Origin of the sequence: Kitasatospora sp. NBC_00374 (assembly GCF_041434935.1) — a bacterium.
Taxonomy (GTDB): domain Bacteria; phylum Actinomycetota; class Actinomycetes; order Streptomycetales; family Streptomycetaceae; genus Kitasatospora.
Map to the genome: position 1 here is coordinate 5,575,774 of NZ_CP107964.1, position 19,557 is coordinate 5,595,330.

Consider the following 19,557-nt stretch of genomic DNA (forward strand, 5'->3'; position numbering starts at 1 on the left):
AAACCTTGCCAGGGCCGGAACCGGACCGTCGGGAGAACACCGCAGGGCGGTCCCGGAGACCGGGACCGCCCTGGCGGCGGAGGGTGGGGGAAGATCAGAGCTTGGCCCACGCGTCGGTGAGGCTGGTCCGCAGGATCTGCTCGATCTCGTCGAAGGTCGACTGGTTCGAGATCAGCGGCGGCGCCAGCTGGACGACCGGGTCCCCACGGTCGTCGGCGCGGCAGTACAGGCCGTTGTCGTAGAGCGCCTTCGACAGGAAGCCGTAGAGCACGCGCTCGACCTCGTCGTCGTTGAACGACTCCTTGGTGACCTTGTCCTTCACGAGCTCGATGCCGTAGAAGAAGCCGTTGCCGCGGACGTCGCCGACGATCGGCAGGTCGCGGAGCTTGTTCAGGGTGCCGAGGAAGTTCGCCTCGTTGTCCAGCACGTGCTGGTTGAGGCCCTCGCGCTCGAAGATGTCGAGGTTGGCCAGCGCGACCGCGGAGGACACCGGGTGGCCGCCGAAGGTGTAACCGTGCAGGAAGGTGTTGTCACCCTTGTAGAACGGCTCCGCCAGGCGGTCCGAGATGATCGTGGCACCGATCGGGGAGTAGCCCGAGGTCATGCCCTTGGCGCAGGTGATCATGTCGGGCTGGTAGCCGAACTTGTCGGCGCCGAACATGGTGCCCAGGCGGCCGAAGGCGCAGATGACCTCGTCCGAGACCAGCAGCACGTCATGGCGGTCGCAGATCTCGCGCAGGCGCTGGAAGTACCCGGGCGGCGGCGGGAAACAGCCGCCGGCGTTCTGCACCGGCTCGACGAAGACGGCGGCGACGGTGTCAGCGCCCTCGTTGAGGATGGCGACCTCGATCTCGTCCGCGCACCAGCGGCCGTAGGCCTCCGGGTCCACCGTGCCGTCGGGGCCGGCCAGGAAGGCCGGGGCGCGGTAGATGTTGGTGTTCGGGGCCTTGTGGGTGCCCGGCACCAGCGGCTCGAACGGGGCCTTCAGGCCCGGCAGGCCGGTGATCGACAGGGCGCCCTGCGGAGTGCCGTGGTAGGCGACGGCGCGCGAGATGACCTTGTACTTGGTCGGCTTGCCGGTCAGCTTGAAGTACTGCTTGGCCAGCTTCCAGGCGGTCTCGACGGCCTCGCCGCCGCCGGTGGAGAAGAAGACCTTGTTGAGGTCGCCCGGGGCGTAGTTGGCGAGGCGCTCGGCCAGCTCGACGGCCTTCGGGTGGGCGTAGCTCCACACCGGGAAGAAGGCGAGCTCCTTGGCCTGCTTGGCGGCGGCCTCGGCCAGCTCCTCGCGGCCGTGGCCGGCCTGGACCACGAACAGGCCGGCGAGGCCGTCGAGGTACTTCTTGCCCTTGTCGTCAAAGACGTAGGTGCCCTCACCGCGCACGATGGTCGGCACGGGGGAGTTCTCGTACGACGACATGCGGGTGAAGTGCATCCACAGGTGGTCGTAGGCGGTCTTCGAAAGGTCCTTCTGTGCCGGGTCGGCGCTCATCGGGTGCCCCAGGTGTAGGTCTGTTTCCGGAGCTTCAGATAAACGAAGCTCTCGGTGCTCCGCACGCCGGGAAGCGCGCGGATGCGCTTGTTGATCAGTTCGAGCAGATGCTCGTCGTCCTCGCAGACCAGCTCGGCCAGCAGGTCGAAGGAGCCCGCGGTGCAGACCACGTAGTCGACCTCGTCGAGGGCGGCCAGCGCGTCGGCGACGGGTTCGATGTCGCCTTCGATTCGGATCCCGACCATCGCCTGACGGGTGAAGCCGACGGTGAGCGGGTCCGTGACGGCGACGATCTGCATCACGCCTTGATCGAGCAGCTTCTGGACGCGCTGGCGCACGGCCGCCTCCGAAAGGCCGACGGCCTTGCCGATGGCGGCGTACGGGCGGCGCCCGTCCTCCTGGAGCTGCTCGATGATCGCCTTGGAGGCGGCGTCGAGGGGAACGCTGGCGTTCCGGTCGCGGTTGGCCACGTCGCCACTGTGCCTGATCGACTCCGGTCGCGCAACCCAACGTACTGCTGATTTCGTCGCTGTTTCGAAAAATCGGTACGGATTGCGTCGTTCTTCTGCGGAACGCCTGTCGATACCGCCAGGTGTCGCGGTAGCCTGAGGAGGTACACGCGAACGCGTGAACACGTCCAAATGTGGACAGCGGACCTGCCGTTTCGTCGGGTCCGCCTCGCGCGGTGCCGGAGTAACCTGGCGCCGGAACTGCAACGCCGCAGGCCAGACCGTAGGAGAGACCCGTGAGCGAGCTTCGTACGCTGCGCAACTACATCAACGGTGAGTTCGTCGATGCGGCCGACGGCCGCACGTTGGACGTGATCGACCCCACCACCGGCGAGGTGTACGCGACGTCGCCGCTGTCCGGTGAGGCCGATGTGGACGCGGCCATGGCCGCCGCCGACGCCGCGTTCCCGGCCTGGCGGGACGCCACCCCGAGCACCCGGCAGAAGCTGCTGCTGAAGATCGCCGACGCGGTCGAGGCGCGCGCCGACGAGATCGTGGACGCCGAGTGTCGCAACACCGGCAAGCCGCGCGGGCTGACCCTCTCCGAGGAGATCGGCCCGATGGTCGACCAGCTGCGCTTCTTCGCCGGCGCCGCCCGCCTGCTGGAGGGCAAGGCCGCGGGCGAGTACATGGACGGCATGACCTCGATCGTGCGCCGCGAGCCGGTCGGCGTCTGCGCGCAGGTGGCGCCGTGGAACTACCCGATGATGATGGCCGTCTGGAAGTTCGCCCCGGCCATCGCCGCGGGCAACACCGTCGTCCTGAAGCCCTCGGACACCACCCCGGCGTCCACCGTGCTGCTCGCCGAGATCATCGGCGGCGTGCTCCGTGACCTCGACCTGCCGGCCGGCGTCTTCAACGTGATCTGCGGCGACCGCGAGACCGGCCGCCTGATGGTCGAGCACCGCACCCCCGCGATGGCCTCGATCACCGGCTCCGTGCGGGCCGGCATCCAGGTCGCCGAGTCGGCCGCCAAGGACGTCAAGCGGGTCCACCTGGAGCTGGGCGGCAAGGCCCCGGTCGTGGTCTTCGAGGACGCGGACATCGCCGAGGCCGTCGAGGGCATCTCGGTGGCCGGCTACTTCAACGCCGGCCAGGACTGCACCGCCGCCACCCGCGTGCTGGTGCACGAGTCGATCCACGACGCCTTCGTGGAGGCGCTGGCCAAGGCCGCGGCCGACACCAGGACGGGCGGCATCGACGACGAGGACGTGCTCTACGGCCCGCTGAACAACGCGAACCAGCTCAAGCAGGTCGCGGGCTTCATCGAGCGCCTGCCCGCGCACGCCAAGGTCGAGGCCGGCGGCCACCGGGTCGGCGACGTCGGCTACTTCTACGCCGCCACCGTCGTCTCCGGGCTGAACCAGGACGACGAGATCATCCAGAACGAGGTCTTCGGCCCGGTCATCACCGTGCAGAAGTTCTCCGACGAGGACCAGGCCGTCGGTTACGCCAACGGGGTGGACTACGCCCTCGCCTCCTCCGTCTGGACCAAGGACCACGCCCGCGCCATGCGGATGTCCCGCCGCCTGGACTTCGGCTGCGTCTGGATCAACACCCACATCCCGCTGGTCGCGGAGATGCCGCACGGTGGCTTCAAGAAGTCCGGCTACGGCAAGGACCTCTCCTCCTACGGCTTCGAGGACTACACCCGCGTCAAGCACGTGATGACCGCCATCTAGTAGTCGTCCGGCGACCTTCGGCGTCGCCTGCCGGCCGTCCGGTACGGACAGCCGCCCACGGGCGCGGGGAACCGCGCGGCCCGGCCTCCACGGAGGCGCACGGCCGCCGTTCCCCGCGCCCGTTTCGTCGTCCGCGCGCCCCCTGTCAAGCTGTCGGCCGACGCGAGGACCGCCTGACAAGATGCACCTGCTGGCGGGCGGCGGACTTCCCTACGCTTGCGGCATGAGCATCCCCACCGCTGACTCGGCTGCCGGGCAGGTCGTCAAGGCCACCGACCGCGCACACGTCTTCCACTCGTGGTCCGCCCAGGCGCTGATCGACCCCCTCGCGGTGGCCGGCGCCGAGGGTTCCTACTTCTGGGACTACGACGGCAACCGCTACCTCGACTTCTCCTCGCAGCTGGTGAACACCAACATCGGGCACCAGCATCCGAAGGTGGTCGCGGCGATCCAGGAGCAGGCGGGGAAGCTCTGCACCATCGCTCCCGGCTTCGCGCAGGAGTCCCGCAGCGAGGCGGCCCGCCTGATCGCCGAGCGCACCCCCGGGGACCTCGACAAGATCTTCTTCACCAACGGCGGCGCCGAGGCCAACGAGAACGCCATCCGGATGGCCCGGCTGCACACCGGCCGGCAGAAGGTGCTCTCCACCTACCGCTCGTACCACGGCGCCACCGCCAACGCGATCGCGCTGACCGGAGACCCCCGCCGCTGGGCCAACGAGACCGGCGTCTCCGGCATCAAGCACTTCTGGGGCCCGTACGCGTACCGCTCCAACTTCCACGCCGAGAACGAGGCGCAGGAGTGCGAGCGCGCGCTGGCGCACCTGGAGCAGGTGCTCGCCTTCGAGGGGCCGGCCACCGTCGCGGCGATCATCCTGGAGACCGTGGTCGGCACCGCCGGCATCCTGATCCCGCCGGCCGGCTACCTGGCCGGGGTCCGGGAGATCTGCGACCGCTACGGCATCGTCTTCATCCTCGACGAGGTGATGGCGGGCTTCGGCCGGACCGGCGAGTGGTTCGCGGCCGACCACTGGGGCATCACCCCGGACCTGCTGACCTTCGCCAAGGGCGTCAACTCCGGCTATGTCCCGCTGGGCGGCGTGGCGATCTCGGCCGAGATCGCGGCGACCTTCGCCGAGCGGCCCTTCCCCGGCGGGCTCACCTACTCGGGCCACCCGCTGGCCTGTGCCTCCGCGGTAGCGACCATCAACACGATGGCCGAGGAGGGCATCGTGGAGAACGCCAAGCACATCGGCGAGACCGTGCTCGGCCCGGGCCTGCGGGAGCTGGCGGAGCGGCACCCCTCGATCGGCGAGGTCCGCGGCCTGGGCGTGTTCTGGGCACTCGACCTGGTGAAGAACCGGGAGACCCGCGAGCCGCTGGTGCCGTACAACGCGGCCGGCGCCGCCAACGCGCCGATGGCCGAGCTGGCCGCCGCCTGCAAGCAGCGCGGTCTGTGGCCGTTCATCAACATGAACCGCTTCCACGCGGTGCCGCCGTGCACCGTGACCGAGGAGGAGGCCAAGACCGGTCTGGCCGTCCTCGACGAGGCCCTCACCGTGGCCGACGCGCACACCGTCTGACCCTCACCGGCTCCGCACCGCGGCCCCGGGCAGCGCTGCCCGGGGCCGTCCTATGTCTGGAGAACCTCCCCCATGGTCACCACGCTCTCCCGTCGTTCGATGATCGGGGCCGCCGGTCTGCTCGGCCTCGGCTCGCTGCCCGCCTGCGGCATCGCCCCCGCCTACGTGCCGGCCGAGCGCCGGTCGGTGCCGGACCGCTCGGAGTCGGACGCCTCGCTCGTCTTCTCCAACTGGACCCAGTACATCGACGTCGAGGAGGGCTCCGGCAGGCGGCCGACGCTGGAGGAGTTCACCGAGCGGACCGGGATCGCGGTCGAGTACAGCGAGGACATCAACGACAACGACGAGTTCTTCGGCAAGATCAGCCCGGTGCTCGCCCAGGGCGGGGCGCCGGGGCGCGATCTGATGGTGATCAGCGACTGGATGGCGGCGCGCTACGTGGCGCTCGGCTGGGTGCAGTCGCTCGACCGGGCCAACCTGCCGAACGTCACCACGTACCTGGACCCGCAGCTCAGCCGGCCCGCCTTCGACCCGGAGCGGGCACACAGCGTGCCCTGGCAGTCCGGGATCACCGGGATCGCCTACAACCGCAAGGCGCTGGGCCGTGAGATCCGGAGCACCGGAGACCTCTGGGCACCGGATCTCAAGGGCCGGGTCACGCTCTTCGCGGGCATGGACGAGGCGCTCGGCCTGCTGATGCTGGCCCAGGGCGCGGACATCTCGGCGTTCACCGCCGACGACGCGTACCGGGCCATGGCCCAGGTGCAGAAGCTGGTCGACAGCCGGCACATCCGCCGCTTCACCGGCAACGACTACACCAGCGACCTGGCCTCGGGCGCGGCCGTCGCCTGCCAGGCGTACTCCGGCGACGCGATCCAGCTGAAGGCCGAGAACCCGGACATCGAGTTCGTAGTGCCCGAGGAGGGCGGCGAGCTGTGGGCGGAGAGCCTGATGATCCCGGACCGCGCGCTGCACAAGCGCAACGCCGAGCTGCTGATCGACCACTACTACCAGCCCGAGGTGGCCGCCGAGCTCGCCGCCTTCGTGCAGTACATCTGTCCCGTCCCGGCCGCCCGTGACGTCCTCGCGGGCAGCGCCGACGAGGAGACCGCCGCGCTGGCCGAGGAACCGCTGATCTTCCCGACCGACGAGATGCGGGCCCGGCTGCACACCATGCGCGACGTCACCCCGGCCGAACGGCCCGGGTTCCACCAGGTGTGGGGCCAGGTCGCCGGGGTCTGAACCGGCCCCCGGCAGCGCCGCTGACCACCCGTCAGCGGCGCACGGCGTCCAGTGCCAGCAGCGCCACGTGCAGCGACAGACAGGACTCGACCTGGTCGAGGTCGACCCCGAGGATCCGCTCGACCTTGTGCAGCCGGTCGTAGAAGGACGGCCGGGACAGGTGCGCCGCGTCGGCCGCCGCCGACTTGTTGCGCCCCTGTTCCAGGTAGATCCGCAGCATCCGGACCAGCTGTCCGCCGTGCTCGGCGTCGTACGCGAGCAGCGGGCCGAGCTCGCGCTCGACGTACGTCTGCAGCCGCTCGTCGTCGCGCAGCAGGTGCAGCAGGCCGCGCAGCCGGACGTCCGGGAGCCGGTAGTACGCGGCCGCCCGGCCGCCGGGGACGTCGTGCAGGGCGGCGTCGGCGACCTGGGTGGCCTCCAGCAGGGTGCGCCGGGCGTCGCGGACCGAGCCGACCGAGGAGCCCACGGCTATCACCGGCTGGGGGAGCGGTGCGGCCGGTTCGCGGGTGGCCTCGGCGAGCAGTTTGCGCAGGGCGGCGGCGAAGGCCTCCAGCGCCGCGTGCTCGTCCTGCTGGGAGCCGAGTGCGATCAGCAGCCCGACGCCCTCGTCGTCGAACGCGCCGACCAGGGCGGACAGCCGGGCGGTGCGGATCGCGGTGGCCGCCAGCTCGGTGAAGTCACGCAGCCGGGCCTGGGCCTCCAGCGCCGCCGGGATCGGACCCTGGCGCCTGCGCAGTACCACCCCGACCAGCCGGCGGCCCTCCAGCGGCACCCCCAGCGCCTGGGCGCGCAGGGCCACTTCGGAGACGGTCAGGGCGTGGGTCAGGATCCCGGAGAGCAGGGTGCGGTGGGTCTGGCGTTCCAGGCTCTCCCGGTCGCGGACCACCAGCCGGTTCAGGGCGAGGGTGGCCGCGCCGCGCTCCAGCATCATGGTGTGCCGGTGCGGGACGCCCTCCGGCAGCGGGCCGGGCTCGTCGACCAGCACCAGCCGGCCCCAGTCCTGGCCGCGGGCGCCGACCGTGGTGACCAGCCAGCCGCTGCGCGGGTCGTGCCCGGTGCGGCCGGGCGGGCGGACCCCGCGCGAGCGGCGCTCCCAGCCCTCCAGCAGTTCGGCCTCCGGCCGGCCCGCCGGGTCATGGGCCAGGACCTGGTGGGCGAGGTTCTCCAGGACCACCGGCGCGCCGGCCAGCTGGGCGACCTGGCGGACCACCTCGCCCGGCTCGGCGCCCTCGGTGGCCAGCTCGTTGAAGATCTGGTGCACCGCCTCGGAGGTGCGCAGCTGTTCCAGCTGGGCGTTGACCACCAGCGCGTGGACGGCCTCGGTGACGGCGACGAAGCGCAGCTCGCGGCGGAGCACGATCAGTGGCAGGCCGCGCTGCTCGGCGGCGTGCACCAGGGCGCGCGGCAGCGAGTCGAAGTAGCGCCGCCCGAACTCGATCACCAGCCCGGCCACACCGACCTCGGCCAGCTCGCGCACGTAGCGGGCCAGGCCCTCGCGGTCCTCGGGCAGCGCGATGCCGGTGGACAGCACCAGCTCGCCGCCCTGCAGCACGCCGGCGACGTCGGGCAGCTCGCTGACGTGCACCCAGCGGATCGGGCGCTCCAGGTGCTCCGCGCCGGCCACCACCTGGGGCAGGCCGCGCCGCATCACGTCCAGGTCGAGCACGCGGGCGACGGTGGGGAGCATCGCGGGTCCTCCTGCGGGTTCAGAGTGTCAGGTAAATCATCCATCTCCGCGACGCCCTGTCACCCGGATGATGCCTTTCACCCTGTAAGGCGCTCGGGGTCCGGCCTGTCGCAGTGACCCTTGTCACCCGGACGCCGGAGCGGGCATCGTCAGCGAGTCGGCAGTGGCGCTGAGCGCGCTTGCCGCCGGAATCCGTCGCGTAACCAGATGGCAACAGCGGAATCCCTTGTGGGCGCCGACCGCGCCTGCCAGGATCACGCAATCCCGGCGATTCGACCTCGCGGGCCGACCGGAGCTGCTAGGCGCGACTCGACCAGCCGCGCCCGCGCAGTACCGGATACGACTCGTCGACGCGTGCAGCATGACGGGCAGCGGCACCCCCACGCCGCTGCCGTCGAACCACCGGGCACATGGAGGAACTGATGGACCTGACCGACTTCAGCGCAGGCGCGCAGTACATCGCGGGCCGGCTGACCGAGGGCACCGGCAGCGAACCTTTCCAGGTCGTCAACCCGGCCGACGGCAGCGTCGTCCAGCAGGTCACGCTGGCCTCCACCGCCGACGTCGACACTGCCGTCGCCGCCGCGCGGGCCGCCTTCCCCGAGTGGTCCGGTGCGACCCCGGGCGCCCGTTCGGAGGCGCTGCTGAAGCTGGCGGCGATCCTCGGTGAGCGCGCCGAGGAGTTCGCCCGGGTGGAGACCGCGCAGACCGGCAAGCCGATCAAGCTCTCCACCGAGTTCGACGTCCCCGGCACGGTCGACAACACCGCCTTCTTCGCGGGCGCCGCCCGCAACCTGGAGGGCAAGGCCGCCGGGGAGTACTCCGGCGACCACACCTCGTACGTCCGCCGCGAGGCGATCGGCGTGGTCGGCTCCATCTCCCCGTGGAACTACCCGCTGCAGATGGCCGCCTGGAAGATCCTCCCGGCGATCGCGGCCGGAAACACGATCGTGCTCAAGCCCGCCGAGCTGACCCCGCTCACCTCGCTGATGTTCGCCCGGGCCTGTACCGAGGCCGGCATCCCCGACGGCGTGGTCAACGTGGTCACCGGCGCCGGGCGACCGGCCGGCGAGCACCTGATCTCGCACCCCGGTGTCGCGATGGTGTCCTTCACCGGCTCGACCCCGGTCGGCAAGCGGGTCGCCGAGCTGGCCACCGCCACCGTCAAGCGCACCCACCTGGAGCTCGGCGGCAAGGCCCCGTTCGTGGTCTTCGACGACGCCGACCTGGAGGCCGCCGTGCACGGCGCGGTCGCCGCCTCGCTGATCAACAGCGGCCAGGACTGCACGGCCGCGACCCGCGCGTACGTCCAGCGCCCGCTGTACGACGCCTTCGTCGCGGGCGTGGCCGAGCTGTTCGCCGCCGTCCGGCTCGGCGACCCGCTCAACCCGCGGACCGACCTCGGCCCGCTGGTCTCGTACACCCACCGGGACCGGGTGGCCGGCTTCGTCGACCGGGCCCGTTCGTACGGCGCCACCGTGGTGACGGGCGGTCAGGTCCCGGCCGTCGGCCACGACGGCAGCGACCTCTCGCTCGGCGCCTACTACCGGCCGACCCTGATCACCGGCGTCGCGCAGGACAGCGAGGTGGTACAGGGCGAGATCTTCGGCCCGGTGCTGGTCGTGCTGCCCTTCGAGAGCGACGACGAGGGCCTGCGGCTGGCCAACGACACCCCGTACGGCCTGGCGGCCTCCGCCTGGACCACCAACGTGCACCGCTCGCTGCGGGCCACCCGGGAGATCGCCGCCGGGTGCGTGTGGGTCAACGACCACATTCCGATCATCAGCGAGATGCCGCACGGCGGCTACAAGTCCTCCGGTTACGGCAAGGACATGTCGCAGTACTCGCTCGACGAGTACACGCAGGTCAAGCACGTCATGTTCGACACCACGGCGGTGGTCCGCAAGGACTGGCACCGCACGATCTTCGGAGACCGATAACCCCCGTCGTCTCCCGTCCTCTTCCCCCAGGAGGGTGTCCCCGCATGGAGCTCAACGAGATCACCGGCAGTCTGCCGGACCCGGTCCGCAAGGCCTGGGAACGCAGTCTGACCGGAGGCCGGGCCGCGCTGTCCCGGCGCGCCCTGCTGCAGGCCGGCGCGGTCGCCGCAGGTGCCGGCACCCTTGCGGCCTGCGGCATCCCGCCGGCCAGGAGCTCCGCCACCGGTGACGCGGTCACCGCCCCGGACCACTCGGACGAGGAGAAGGCGGTGAACTTCTCCAACTGGCCGCTCTACATCGACGTGGACGCCCAGGACGAGCAGAAGCACGCCACCCTCGACGAGTTCGAGGCCGCCACCGGCATCAAGGTCCGCTACACCGAGGACGTCAACGACAACGTCGAGTTCTTCGGGAAGGTCAAGCCCCAGCTCGCGTCCGGCCAGGACACCGGCCGCGACCTCATGGTGCTCACCGACTGGATGGCCGCCCGGCTGATCCGGCTCGGCTGGGCCCAGCGGCTCAACCCCGCCAACCTCACGCACGCCGTGACCAACATCGAGGACCGCCTGCGGACCCCGGACTGGGACCCGAACCGGCAGTACTCCTACCCGTGGGCCGGCATCCAGGTGGTGGTCGCCTACAACAAGAAGGCCACCGGCGGGAAGGCCGTCACCAGCGTCACCCAGCTGCTGGACGACCCCGAGCTCAAGGGCCGGGTCACCTTCCTCTCCGAGATGCGGGACACCGTGGGAATGGTCCTGCTGGAGATGGGCAAGGACCCGGCGAAGTTCACCGCCGACGACTACGACGCGGCCATCCACCGCCTGCAGAAGGCCGTGGACAGCAAGCAGATCCGCAAGTTCACCGGCAACGACTACGGCCAGGAGCTGTCCTCCGGCGACATCGCCGCCTGTGTCGCCTGGGGTGGGGACCTGATCCAGCTGCGGGCGGACAACCCGGACATCGAGTTCGTCATCCCGGAGCACGGATACGTCTCCTCGACCGACAACATGCTGATCCCCGCCAAGGCCCAGCACAAGAAGAACGCCGAGCTGCTGATCGACTTCTACTACCAGCCGAAGGTCGCCGCCGCACTGACGGCCGGGATCGGCTACGTGTCCCCGGTCAGCGGAGTCCAGGCCGAGCTCGCCGCGCTCGACCCGGACACGGCCGCCAACCCGCTGGTCATCCCCACCCCGGAGATGGCCGCCAAGGTGCACGCCTTCCGCAGCCTCACCGAGGCCGAGGAGAGCGAGTTCGAGGACAAGTTCTCCAAGCTGATCGGCGCCTGACCACCACTCGGCCTCCGGGCACCCAGTACGGCATCTGACAGAGGGACACCATGACGGAGCAGCTGCGCGACACCGCGGCCGCCGGCGGAGACGTTCGCCTCACCGGCATCAGCAAGACCTACGGCGCGTCCACCGCCGTCCACCCGCTCGACCTGACCGTGCCGCAGGGCTCGTTCTTCGCCCTGCTCGGGGCGTCCGGCTGCGGCAAGACCACCACCCTGCGCATGATCGCCGGCCTGGAGGAGCCCAGCGGCGGCACCGTGGTGATCGGCGGCCAGGACGTCACCGCCCTGCCGCCGTACAAGCGCCCGGTGAACACCGTCTTCCAGAGCTACGCGCTCTTCCCGCACCTCGACATCTTCGAGAACGTCGCCTTCGGGCTGCGCCGGCGGGGACGCAAGGACGTGAGGAAGCAGGTCGAGGAGATGCTCGACCTGGTCGAGCTCGGCCCGATGGCCCGCCGCAAGCCGCACCAGCTCTCCGGCGGCCAGCAGCAGCGCGTCGCGGTCGCCCGCGCCCTGATCAACCACCCCCAGGTGCTGCTGCTCGACGAGCCGCTCGGCGCCCTCGACCTCAAGCTGCGCCGCCAGATGCAGCTGGAGCTCAAGCGGATCCAGACCGAGGTCGGCATCACCTTCGTCCACGTCACCCACGACCAGGAGGAGGCCATGACCATGGCCGACACCATCGCGGTGATGAACGGCGGCCGGATCGAGCAGCTCGGTGCCCCCGCCGACCTGTACGAGAACCCGGCCACCACCTTCGTGGCGAACTTCCTCGGCCAGTCCAACCTGATCCCCGCCGAGGTCACCGGCCGCGCGGGCGGCGACCTGCTGCTGAGCGCCTCCGGCGTGCGGCTCGCCCTGCCGAAGGCCCGCTGCGCCACCGACGCGACCAGGGTCCACCTGGGGGTGCGGCCCGAGAAGATCACCATCGCGCACGCCGACACGGTGGTGGCCGAGGGCCGCAACCAGGTCGCCGGCACGGTGGTCGACTCCAGCTTCATCGGCGTCTCCACCCAGTACGTGGTGCGCGCCGAGACCGGCCAGGAGCTCGCCGTCTTCGAGCAGAACATGGACCGCGACCTCCGGATAGCCCCCGGCGCCCCGGTCGTCCTGCACTGGAACCCGGCCCACTCCTTCGGCATGGACGCCACCCAGGCGATCGACGCCGGCACCGGGGAGGAGGCGGCATGACCACCACCACCGAGGCGGCGCCACCCCAGGTCGTACCGCTGGCCGAGCCCAGGCGCACCCGCCGCAGACTCACCCCGTACTGGCTGCTGCTGCCCGGCATCGCCTGGCTGGTGGTCTTCTTCGCGGTGCCGATGGTCTACCAGGGCTCCACGTCGCTGCAGACCGGCTCGCTCGAGGAGGGCTTCCGGGTCACCTGGCACTTCGCCACGTACTGGGACGCCCTGGTCGAATACCGCTGGCACTTCGTCCGCTCGTTCTCGTACGCGGCCACCGCCACGGTGCTCTGCCTGGCCATCGGTTACCCGCTCGCGTACACGATCGCCTTCAAGGCGAGCAAGCGCTGGCGCAACGTCATCCTGATCCTGGTGATCGCGCCGTTCTTCACCAGCTTCCTCATCCGCACCCTGGCCTGGAAGACCATCCTCTCGGACGGCGGCCTGGTGGTGAGCGCCCTCAACACGCTGCACCTGCTGGACATCAGCGACGCGGTGGGCCTGACCTCCGGTCACCGGGTGCTGGCCACCCCGCTCGCGGTGGTCTGCGGTCTGACGTACAACTTCCTGCCGTTCATGATCCTGCCGCTCTACACCTCGCTGGAGCGGATCGACCCGAGGCTGCACGAGGCGGCCGGCGACCTGTACGCGCGGCCGTTCACCACCTTCCGCAAGGTCACCTTCCCGATCTCGCTGCCCGGCGTGGTGGCCGGCACGCTGCTCACCTTCATCCCGGCCTCGGGTGACTACATCAACGCCCAGCTGCTCGGCTCGCCGAGTGAGCAGATGGTGGGCAACGGCATCCAGAAGCAGTTCCTGAACGTGCTCGACTACCCGACCGCGGCGGCGTTGAGCTTCATCCTGATGGCCCTGATCCTGGGGATGGTGACGGTCTACATGAAGAAGGCCGGAACGGAGGACCTGGTCTGATGACCCGACTGATCTCATGGGTTCGCCGGAACCTCGTGGTCCTGGCCGGCATCCTCGCCCTCGCCTACCTGGTCCTGCCGAACCTGGTGGTGCTCGCCTTCTCGTTCAACAAGCCCGCGGGCAAGTTCAACTACGAGTGGAAGGAGTTCTCCACCGACGCCTGGACCGACCCCTGCGGCGTCGCCGACATGTGCGGCTCGCTCACCCTCAGCCTGAAGATCGCCGCCCTGGCCACCCTCGGCGCCACCGTGCTGGGCACCATGGTCGCCTTCGCGCTGGCCCGCCACCGCTTCCGCGGCCGGTCCGCCACCACCGCGATGATCTTCCTGCCGATGGCGATGCCCGAGGTCGTGATGGCCGCCTCGCTCGGCACGCTCTTCCTCAACATGCGCATCCCGTTCGGCTTCACCACCATCCTGATCGCGCACATCATGTTCTGCCTCAGCTTCGTGGTGACCGCCGTCAAGGCCCGCGTGATGAGCATGGACCCCCGGCTTGAGCAGGCCGCCCAGGACCTCTACGCCACCCCCGTGCAGACCTTCCTCAAGATCACCCTGCCGCTCGCCGCCCCCGGCATCGCCGCCGGCGCGCTGCTCAGCTTCGCGCTCTCCTTCGACGACTTCATCATCACCCAGTTCAACTCGGGACCGACCACGGTCACCTTCCCGATGTTCGTCTGGGGCGCCTCCCAGCGCGGCATCCCGGTCCAGGTCAATGTGATCGGTACCGCGATGTTCCTCGCCGCAGTGGTCCTCACCGTCGTCGGCCAGACGATCGGCAACCGACGAAAGGCGCGCGCCTGACACGGCACCCGGCAGGCCGCGCGACACCATCGACGACCAGAAAGTAGCTGATAGAGCATGGACTCCGCCCGTGCGCTCAGTGACGTCCAGCCGACCCCGTTCTGGCTGGAGGACCCGGGTCGGCCCCAGGCCCTGCCCGCCCTGGTCGGCGACACCACCTGCGACCTGCTGGTGGTCGGCGGCGGCTACTCGGGCCTGTGGACGGCACTGATCGCCAAGGAGCGGGACCCCTCGCTGGACGTCGTCCTGGTCGAGGGGAACGAGATCGGCTGGGCCGCCTCCGGGCGCAACGGAGGCTTCTGCGCGGCCAGCCTCACCCACGGCTTCGGCAACGGGCTCCAGCGCTGGCCCGGCGAACTCGCCGAGCTGGAACGCCAGGGCGCCGCGAACCTGCAGGCCATCGAGGACGCGGTCAAGCGCTACGGCATCGACTGCGAGTGGGAGCGCACCGGCGAGATCGACGTCGCCACCCAGCCCCACCAGCTCGCCGAACTCCACGAGGTCGCCGAGGCGGTCGCCGAGTACGGACTGGACCTCACCGTCCTGGACGCGGACGAGCTGCGCCGCGAGGTCGACTCGCCGACCTTCCTCGGCGGCGTCTGGGACAAGGACGGCGTCGCCATGGTCCACCCGGCCAAACTGGCCTGGGGCCTGAAGGCCGCCTGCCTGACGCAGGGCGTGCGGATCTTCGAGCGCACCCGCGCCACCGACCTCGCCGAGTACGGCAGCGGCATGGCCGTGCGCACCGCGTACGGCCGGGTCCGCGCCCGGCGGGTGGCACTCGGCACCAACGTCTTCCCCTCGCTGGTCCGGCGGGTGCGCCCGTACATCGCCCCGGTCTACGACTACGCGCTGATGACCGAGCCGCTCACGGCCGAGCAGCTCGCCTCGATCGGCTGGAGCGGGCGCCAGGGCCTCGGCGACAGCGCCAACCAGTTCCACTACTTCCGGCTCTCGGCCGACAACCGCATCCTGTGGGGCGGCTACGACGCCGTCTACAACTACGGCGGCAAGGTCCGGGCCGAGTACGACCAGCGGCCGGAGACCTTCCGGACCCTCGCCCGGCACTTCTTCGAGACCTTCCCGCAGCTGGAGGGCGTGCGCTTCACCAACGCCTGGGGCGGCGCGATCGACACCTGCACGCGGTTCTCGGCCTTCTTCGACACCGCGTACAAGGGCAAGGTCGCCTACGCCGCGGGCTTCACCGGACTCGGCGTGGGCGCCACCCGGTACGGCGCCGAGGTCATGCTCGACCTGCTGGCCGGCGAGCTGACCGAGCGGACCTCGCTGGAGATGGTGCGCAGCAAGCCGCTGCCGTTCCCGCCGGAGCCGGTCCGCTGGGCCGGCATCGAGATCACCAAGTGGTCGCTGGACCGCGCCGACCACAACGGCGGCCACCGCAACCTGTGGCTGCGCACGCTCGACCGCCTCGGTCTGGGCTTCGACAGCTGACCGTTCGCCCGACCCCGAAGGGGGCGCGTCCATTCCCGGATGCGCCCCCTTCATGCTGTCCCCGTGCCCCGCCACCCGTGTAAGAGCCGACGTGGCCGCCGCTCTCCCCGTGAGACCCCATCGAGCGGAGGAACCACCATGGCATCCGGAAACCCCCACGACGCCGCACTCACCTGGCTCGCGAGCGCGGCCTCCGACCCCGACCGCTGCCGGCAGGACTGGGCCCGGGCCGGCGCCGCCCTCCTGCTGCTGCCCGCCGGACAGCAGTGGGACCTGCTGTCCGTCCCCGACGGACTCGGCCTGCCCGCCCTCGGCCTCCTGACCCGGCTGCCCGGCGGCGGCCCCGCGCTCGCCGGCGGCGGACAGGTCGGCTTCCTCGTCCCGGTCGGCACGGCCGCCCGCTGGTTCGGCACCGGGGTCAAGGTCGCCGGCCCCGGCCTGTGGGTGGCACTGCCGCACCCCGCTCGACGACGACACGGGCTGCGCTGGCTGGTCCCCCCGGACGGCTCCGGCCGCCTGGTCGACCCCGCCCTGCTGGAAATGGCCCTGCACGACGCGGCGGCGCGCCGCCACACCGCCGGGTGAGGCGGACAGCCGAACCGCCCCCTGCACCCGCGGCCCCGGGACGGGAGACTTGAGACATGACCCCGAGCCTGCTCGCCGAGGAGCACCTCCAGCTGCTGGAGACCGCCCAGCCGTACTGCCTGCGGTACGCCCTCGCCCTGGCAGGCACCGAAGCCCTGCGCGCCCACGGCCTGGCCGTCGGACGGTCCACCGGCCTGGTCCTGATCGCCTCCGAGGGCCCGCCGCTGGACGAACTGGCGGCCGGACTCGCCGAGACGTTCCGGGCCTGGGGACTCCCCGTCCGCGCCGAACAGGGCACACCCCGGCGGATCCAGCTCTCCGGCGCCTCCTGCCCGATCGAGCTCCGCAAGGAGCCCCTGCGGCACCCGCCCCTGCTGCTGGACGCCCCCGTCCCGGTCATCGCCCTGGCCGACGCCGCCGGCCTCGCCGTCCTGGAACTGTGCGACCGAGCCCTGCCCGCAGACCTGGCCGCCGTCCACGCGCTGACCGACCACTTTCGTGAGGGCGAGCTGCTCTCCCTCACCGCCGGACTCGACGAGGACTTCCAGCCCACCGTCCTCGCCGACCGGCTGGAGGGCGCCGCCGAACTCGTCGGCGCCGACCGCACCGCGCTCCAGGCCTGGGCCCAGAACTGGGCCCAGGACCTGCGGCTCGACCTCATGGAGACGCTCACCCTCCCCGACGGCCTGCACGACCCCTATCTGGAGGAGACCGATCCGGAGCGCGATGACCCGGAGGGCCCCACGCCCGACGACCTGTAAGGGTGAATCTCCGTTCCCCGTCATGCTGCTCGTTGAGACCCGCCCGCCCGGTCACCAGACTGGAGCTTGAGCGCGGGAGCCCCGTGTTCCCGCCGCCCGGCCCCTCGTCCGGGTGGTGCCGGCACGGTACCGGCGGCGCTGCGCCGTACGGACTTCGGAGGCAGAAGACCTTGAGCAAGCACATCACCCACTGGATCGGCGGCGCCCCCGTCGCCACCGCCGGCTCCGCGCCCCGGCGCGGCGACATCTTCGACCCGGCCACCGGTCAGGTCGCGGGCCAGGTCGACTTCGCGGAGATCGCCGAGGTCGACCAGGCGGTGGCGGCCGCGTCCGCCGCGTTCGCCGAGTGGCGCACGGCCTCGGTGGCCAAGCGGACCCAGGTGCTCTTCAACTTCCGCGAGCTGTTCAACGCCCGCAAGGACGAGCTGGCGGCGATCATCGTCTCCGAGCACGGCAAGGTGCACTCGGACGCGCTCGGCGAGCTGGCCCGCGGCCAGGAGGTCGTCGAGTACGCCTGCGGTGTCCCGCAGCTCGTCAAGGGGGGCTTCACCGAGCAGGCCTCCACCGGCATCGACGTCTACTCGATCCGCCAGCCGCTCGGCCCGGTCGCGATCATCTCGCCGTTCAACTTCCCGGCCATGGTCCCGATGTGGTTCTTCCCGCTCGCGATCGCGGCCGGTAACTCGGTCGTCCTCAAGCCGTCGGAGAAGGACCCGTCCGCCGCGAACTTCATGGCCCAGCTGTGGAAGGAGGCCGGTCTGCCCGACGGCGTCTTCAACGTCGTCCACGGCGACAAGGTCGCCGTCGACCGCCTGCTGGAGCACCCCGACATCAAGTCGGTCAGCTTCGTCGGCTCCACCCCGATCGCCCGCTACGTGTACGAGACCGGCACCCGGTACGGCAAGCGCGTGCAGGCGCTCGGCGGCGCCAAGAACCACATGCTGGTCCTCCCCGACGCCGACCTCGACCTCAGCGCCGACGCCGCCATCAACGCGGGCTTCGGTGCGGCCGGCGAGCGCTGCATGGCGATCTCCGTCCTGGTCGCGGTCGACCCGATCGGCGACGAGCTGGTCGAGAAGATCAAGTCCCGGATGGCCACCCTCAAGGTCGGCCCGGGCTGCAACGGCGACTCCGAGATGGGCCCGCTCGTCACCGGCCAGCACCGGGACAAGGTCACCTCGTACGTGGAGTCCGGTGTCGCCGACGGCGCCGAGCTGAGCGTCGACGGCCGCAAGCACACGATCGCGGCCGAGGACGCCACCGGCGCCCCGACCACGGACGGCTTCTGGCTCGGCCCGACCCTGTTCGACCACGTCAAGCCCGGCATGTCCGTCTACAACGACGAGATCTTCGGCCCGGTGCTCTCGGTCGTCCGGGTCGCCTCCTACGAGGAGGGTGTGGAGCTGATCAACTCCAACCCCTACGGCAACGGCACCGCGATCTTCACCAACGACGGTGGCGCGGCCCGACGCTTCCAGAACGAGATCGAGGTCGGCATGGTCGGCATCAACGTGCCGATCCCCGTCCCGGTCGCCTACTACTCCTTCGGCGGCTGGAAGGCCTCGCTCTTCGGCGACGCCCACGCCTACGGCCCGGACGGCGTCCAGTTCTTCACCCGCGGCAAGGTCGTCACCCAGCGCTGGCTGGACCCGTCGCACGGCGGGATCAACCTGGGCTTCCCGACCAACTCCTGACCGTCCGCGGGCAGAGCCCGCCGACGCCACCGACCCCGAGGGCCGCCCGGCCCGCCCCGCCGTCCGCCGGCGGTGCGGCCGCCGGGCGGCCCTCGTTTGCCTACGGCCCGGGATGGGCGTAGTGTTCTCTAGTCGCTCGGCTGGGAGCACCGGACACGTGTCTACGCGGACGGTCCCGGGGCGGCCAATCCCTTGAAACACCATCTCCATTCGGCTGGGTCGTGCTTTGTCGCGGCTCGGTGTGAATTGGCGTGCGCGCTTTTATGGATTGCGGTTGGATTCGCTTTTCGGAGTGGGGTTCGGCTAGAGTTCAGGACGTCGGACAGGCCGTCAGGTCGGACCGGCGGAAGGCGAATCGGACAGGGAAGCCCGGAAACGGCGCGGAAAACGTCTGATAAGCTGGAAACACGAAAGACCGGCGAGTCGGGTGAGTGAAACTCCGGAAAACGGAGCGGAAAACATCTGGTAAGCTGGGAAACACGAACGAAGCGCCCGGAGGGCCCGCTGGAAGGCGGTCCGAAGGAAGTGTCCGTTCCTTGAGAACTCAACAGCGTGCCAAAAGTCAACGCCAGATATGTTGACATCCCCGGCCGGTCCTTTCGGATCGGTTGGAGATTCCTTTAGTAACAAAACACTAGCGAGGACGCAGTGCGCGGGGCCGCCCTATTCCGGTGGTTGCCGTGCCGCTCAACGCGAGTGGTTACCGGATGACCGGTAGAC

Annotated in this window: 15 protein-coding genes; 12 read left to right on the forward strand and 3 right to left on the reverse strand. The window is 70.5% G+C overall.

All coding sequences use genetic code 11. The features are described from left to right. Positions 1-94 precede the first annotated feature (94 nt). A complete protein-coding gene (locus tag OG871_RS25065; protein WP_371499470.1) occupies positions 95-1,489 on the reverse strand; it encodes an aspartate aminotransferase family protein in 1,395 nt (464 codons plus the stop codon). Next, the gene (locus tag OG871_RS25070) at positions 1,486-1,959 is read right to left on the reverse strand and encodes an Lrp/AsnC family transcriptional regulator (protein WP_033822804.1); all 474 of its coding nucleotides are present in this window, start codon (positions 1,957-1,959) and stop codon (positions 1,486-1,488) included. Before OG871_RS25070 ends, OG871_RS25065 begins: the two co-directional genes overlap by 4 nt. A 275-nt stretch (positions 1,960-2,234) precedes the next feature. Here OG871_RS25070 and OG871_RS25075 point away from each other — a divergent pair, with 275 nt between their 5' ends. The 3 genes from OG871_RS25075 to OG871_RS25085 all read left to right on the forward strand — a co-directional run bounded on the left by OG871_RS25075 (position 2,235) and on the right by OG871_RS25085 (position 6,504). Beyond that, positions 2,235-3,680 carry a gamma-aminobutyraldehyde dehydrogenase gene (locus OG871_RS25075; RefSeq protein WP_371499472.1) on the forward strand — a complete coding sequence of 482 codons (1,446 nt, stop codon included), beginning with the start codon at positions 2,235-2,237 and terminating at the stop codon, positions 3,678-3,680. Positions 3,681-3,903: 223 nt separating this feature from the next. Continuing rightward, complete coding sequence (locus tag OG871_RS25080; RefSeq protein WP_371499474.1) at positions 3,904-5,262, forward strand: aspartate aminotransferase family protein; 1,359 nt, start codon at positions 3,904-3,906, stop codon at positions 5,260-5,262. A gap of 72 nt (positions 5,263-5,334) precedes the next feature. Beyond that, positions 5,335-6,504, forward strand: a complete 1,170-nt coding sequence (locus OG871_RS25085; protein ID WP_371499476.1) for a spermidine/putrescine ABC transporter substrate-binding protein — start codon at positions 5,335-5,337, stop codon at positions 6,502-6,504. A 31-nt stretch (positions 6,505-6,535) separates the two neighbouring features. Here OG871_RS25085 and OG871_RS25090 read toward each other — a convergent pair whose 3' ends face one another. After that, a complete protein-coding gene (locus OG871_RS25090) occupies positions 6,536-8,191 on the reverse strand; it encodes a PucR family transcriptional regulator (protein WP_371499478.1) in 1,656 nt (551 codons plus the stop codon). 422 nt (positions 8,192-8,613) lie between these two features. Between OG871_RS25090 and OG871_RS25095 the strand changes: the two genes are divergently transcribed. From OG871_RS25095 to OG871_RS25135, 9 genes are all read left to right on the forward strand, one after another. Continuing rightward, a complete protein-coding gene (locus OG871_RS25095; RefSeq protein WP_371499480.1) occupies positions 8,614-10,131 on the forward strand; it encodes a gamma-aminobutyraldehyde dehydrogenase in 1,518 nt (505 codons plus the stop codon). Between the two features lie 44 nt (positions 10,132-10,175). Continuing rightward, positions 10,176-11,423 (forward strand): spermidine/putrescine ABC transporter substrate-binding protein, encoded by a 1,248-nt coding sequence (locus OG871_RS25100; RefSeq protein WP_371499482.1) that lies wholly within the window; start codon positions 10,176-10,178, stop codon positions 11,421-11,423. Between the two features lie 50 nt (positions 11,424-11,473). After that, positions 11,474-12,619, forward strand: a complete 1,146-nt coding sequence (locus OG871_RS25105) for an ABC transporter ATP-binding protein (protein WP_371499484.1) — start codon at positions 11,474-11,476, stop codon at positions 12,617-12,619. After that, positions 12,616-13,542: an ABC transporter permease gene (locus tag OG871_RS25110; protein ID WP_371499485.1), complete on the forward strand. Its 927-nt coding sequence runs from the start codon at positions 12,616-12,618 to the stop codon at positions 13,540-13,542. The genes OG871_RS25105 and OG871_RS25110 overlap by 4 nt, the downstream gene beginning before the upstream one ends. After that, entirely contained in the window at positions 13,542-14,345 is an 804-nt protein-coding gene (locus OG871_RS25115; RefSeq protein WP_371499487.1) for an ABC transporter permease, read from the forward strand. The genes OG871_RS25110 and OG871_RS25115 overlap by 1 nt, the downstream gene beginning before the upstream one ends. A 57-nt stretch (positions 14,346-14,402) precedes the next feature. Beyond that, positions 14,403-15,797 (forward strand): NAD(P)/FAD-dependent oxidoreductase, encoded by a 1,395-nt coding sequence (locus tag OG871_RS25120; RefSeq protein WP_371499488.1) that lies wholly within the window; start codon positions 14,403-14,405, stop codon positions 15,795-15,797. A gap of 138 nt (positions 15,798-15,935) precedes the next feature. Then, positions 15,936-16,382 carry a hypothetical protein gene (locus OG871_RS25125; protein ID WP_371499490.1) on the forward strand — a complete coding sequence of 149 codons (447 nt, stop codon included), beginning with the start codon at positions 15,936-15,938 and terminating at the stop codon, positions 16,380-16,382. Between the two features lie 56 nt (positions 16,383-16,438). Beyond that, positions 16,439-17,143 carry a hypothetical protein gene (locus OG871_RS25130; protein WP_371499492.1) on the forward strand — a complete coding sequence of 235 codons (705 nt, stop codon included), beginning with the start codon at positions 16,439-16,441 and terminating at the stop codon, positions 17,141-17,143. A 170-nt stretch (positions 17,144-17,313) separates the two neighbouring features. Beyond that, complete coding sequence (locus OG871_RS25135) at positions 17,314-18,837, forward strand: CoA-acylating methylmalonate-semialdehyde dehydrogenase (protein ID WP_371499494.1); 1,524 nt, start codon at positions 17,314-17,316, stop codon at positions 18,835-18,837. The last annotated feature ends 720 nt before the right edge of the window (positions 18,838-19,557 follow it).